Below are 1,115 nucleotides of genomic sequence, written 5' to 3' on the forward strand. Positions count from 1 at the left end.
AGCCGCCACAGCCGCTTCGTCCACGCTCTTGGCATCGAGCGCTCTGAGGGCTGGCTCGAGGGCATCGACCATGGTGCGATCCCCCATCCTGGCCCCGCCATAGAAAGTCATTCGGTCGAGGCCGGCAAGCAGCGCCTTGGCTAAGCTCGCGCCGCTCTCCAGAGCTTGCGCTGCGGCGGTGAAGAAGATCGACAGCAGCACGCCGCTGGAGCCGCCCATCGACGCGCTCAGAATGTCACCTATCGCGCCAAGGGTCGCCGCCGGCTCGGCAAGCGGCAGCGCATCAAGCCGCTCGAGAACACTGCGCGCGCCGGTCGCCACCGTCGAGCCGGTGTCGCCGTCGCCTGTCTTGGCGTCGAGCCCGTTCAACGTGGTTTCCAGCGCGATCAGCCGTTCGCAGATGGTGACGAGAAGAGAGCGGGTCCGCGCATCCTGGCTGGGCTTGCGTGCCGCGCTCTGTCCGGCCGCTTTCGCCATCGGCACGACGGCAGGTGAAACAACCGGCTTTGCCGGCATCCAGGCGTGCGGACCGACCGGCGCCTGCAAGGCGGTTTCGCGCGCCGCATCCAGCCGGATCAGCGACAGCGAGAAGCCGTTCATGTTGAGCGCCGTCATCAGCGGGCCCGGGCCGATCGTCAGCTTGATGGTTTTGGCCAGCGGCGATGCAAGCACCGCATTGGCGACGACAGACATTTCGAGCGGCGGCACGGAGCCGAGATTGTTGATCAGCAAGGCGTAGGTGGCCTCGGGATCAAGCCGTGCCGCGAGGCGCTCCACCATGATCGCCACCAGCCTGTCGGCGCTCTGCACCGCAATCCTTTCGACGCCCGGCTCGCCATGAATGCCAAGGCCGAGCTCACCATCATTCTCGCCAAACCTGTCTTCGTGCGGTTGGCCGGGGATCGAGCAGGACGACAGCGACATGCCGAGCGAAACGATATCCTTCGCCGCCGCGCGAGCGGCCGTTGCGACGAATGCCAGATCGTGGCCGGCTTCCGACAAATGACCAGCGATCTTGTGCACGAACAAGGTGCCGGCAACGCCGCGCGGCTGGGTGATATCAGGCAGCGCGATGTCGTCGGCGACGATCACCATCTCGACGCGAAACCCTTCGG

At 66.1% G+C, this 1,115-nt stretch carries 1 protein-coding gene; it reads right to left on the minus strand.

The features are described 5' to 3' along the window. Nucleotides 1-1,115, minus strand: a 1,115-nt coding sequence (locus EN939_RS35290) for a dihydroxyacetone kinase subunit DhaK (RefSeq protein WP_127271952.1), incomplete at both ends; no start/stop codon positions are given.

This window comes from Mesorhizobium sp. M7A.F.Ca.CA.002.05.1.1, assembly GCF_003998335.1.
In the GTDB taxonomy this organism is placed as follows: Bacteria; Pseudomonadota; Alphaproteobacteria; order Rhizobiales; family Rhizobiaceae; genus Mesorhizobium.